The sequence below is a fragment of the Symbiopectobacterium sp. genome (assembly GCF_051710365.1).
In the GTDB taxonomy this organism is placed as follows: domain Bacteria; phylum Pseudomonadota; class Gammaproteobacteria; order Enterobacterales; family Enterobacteriaceae; genus Symbiopectobacterium.
The window spans coordinates 1-2,100 of record NZ_JBPETA010000317.1; the positions used below are offsets into that span (position 1 = coordinate 1).

The 2,100-nt window shown below is 60.4% G+C and carries 1 protein-coding gene; it reads right to left on the minus strand.

Annotation, left to right across the window (positions count from 1 at the left end; translation table 11 throughout):
- Positions 1-125: 125 nt before the first annotated feature.
- Positions 126-2,100, minus strand: a 1,975-nt coding sequence (gene tkt, locus ACTBDZ_RS17255) for a transketolase (protein ID WP_438816201.1), incomplete at its 5' end; no start/stop codon positions are given.

Sequence of the window (2,100 nt, forward strand, 5' to 3'; positions counted from 1 at the left end):
CGTCCCCCGTCATTGCTGCGCAGGCGGGAATCTCTGACAGGCGAAACGCGTTCATTCTCACCGAGATCCCCGGCTTTCGCCGAGGATGACAAGGGCACAAAGTGGTTTTATCAGCAGTCTGAGGCTTATTTCAGCAACGCGCTGGCTTTTGCCACCACGTTATCCACCGTAAAGCCAAACACCTCGAACAGTTTTTCCGCCGGAGCCGATTCGCCGAAGCTCGTCATGCCCACTATCGCCCCGTTCAGGCCGACATACTTGTACCAGTAGTCTGCAATGCCCGCTTCGATCGCTACACGTGCGCTCACCGCTTTCGGCAGCACCGCTTCACGGTAGGCCGCATCCTGCTTGTCGAATGCATCGATGGACGGCATGGAAACCACACGTACCTTGTGACCCTGCGCGCTCAGCACGTCGTAAGCCGCCACTGCCAGTTCCACTTCTGAACCGGTAGCAATCAGGATCAGATCCGGTTGGCTGTCGCTGTCTTTCAGCACGTAAGCGCCTTTCGCCACATCCGCCAGTTGCTGCTCGGTGCGTGCCTGTTGTGCCAGGTTTTGACGCGACAGGATCAGCGCCGTCGGGCCATCCTTGCGCTCGATGGCGTATTTCCACGCCACCGCGGTTTCTACCTGATCCGCCGGACGCCAGGTGCTCATGTTCGGCGTCACGCGCAGGCTTGCCAGTTGCTCTACCGGCTGGTGCGTCGGGCCGTCTTCGCCCAGACCGATGGAGTCATGGGTATAGACGTAGATGCTGCGGATTTTCATCAGTGCGGCCATGCGTACCGCGTTACGGGCATATTCCACAAACATCAGGAAGGTCGCGGTATACGGCAGGAAGCCGCCGTACAGCGCCAGACCGTTGGCGATGGCGGTCATGCCGAATTCGCGCACCCCGTAGTGGATGTAGTTGCCCGCCGGGTCTTTATCCAGCGAAACCGAGCCGGACCAGATGGTCAGGTTGCTCGGTGCCAGGTCGGCAGAGCCGCCGAGGAATTCCGGCAGCAGTTTGCCGTAGGCTTCCAGCGCGTTCTGCGAGGCCTTGCGGCTGGCAATTTTCGCCGGGTTGGCTTGCAGGTCTTCAATGAATTTCTGGGCATCAGCCTGCCAGTTGGCCGGCAGGTCACCGACGGTACGGCGTTTGAATTCTGCAGCCAGTTCCGGATAGGCCCTGGCATAGGCGGCGAACGTCTCGCTCCAGGCGCTCTCTTTCTGCGCGCCAGCGGCTTTGGCATCCCAGGCGGCATAGATTTCAGCGGGGATTTCAAACGGCGGATATTTCCAGCCCAACTGTTCGCGTGAAGCGGCCACTTCGGCGTCACCCAGCGGCGCACCGTGGGAATCGTGAGTACCGGCCTTGTTCGGTGAGCCGAAACCAATCACGGTTTTGCACATCAGCAGGGACGGTTTGTCCGTCACCGCGCGCGCCTGTTCGATAGCGCGGGTGATGGCATCGGCGTCATGGCCGTCAACCCCACGCACCACGTGCCAGCCGTAGGCTTCGAAGCGTGCCGCGGTGTCATCGGTAAACCAGCCTTCCACGTGACCGTCAATGGAGATGCCGTTGTCGTCATAGAATGCCACCAGCTTGCCCAGCTTCAGGGTACCGGCCAGCGAACACACCTCGTGGGAGATGCCTTCCATCATGCAGCCATCACCCATGAATACGTAGGTGAAATGGTCAACGATATCGTGACCCGGACGGTTGAACTGCGCCGCCAGCGTGCGTTCTGCCAGCGCCATCCCGACCGCGTTGGCAATGCCCTGCCCGAGCGGGCCGGTGGTGGTTTCCACGCCGTCGGTGTAGCCGTACTCCGGGTGTCCCGGGGTTTTGGAATGCAGTTGGCGGAAGTTCTTGAGCTCTTCAATCGGCAGGTTGTAGCCGGTGAGGTGCAGCAGGTTGTAGATGAGCATGGAAGCGTGACCGTTGGAGAGGACGAAACGGTCGCGGTTGGCCCAGTGCGGGTTAGCCGGGTTGTGATTAAGGTAATCGTGCCACAGGACTTCGGCGATATCTGCCATACCCATGGGTGCGCCCGGGTGACCGGATTTGGCTTTTTGCACGCCATCCATGCTGAGTGCGCGGATGGCGTTGGCA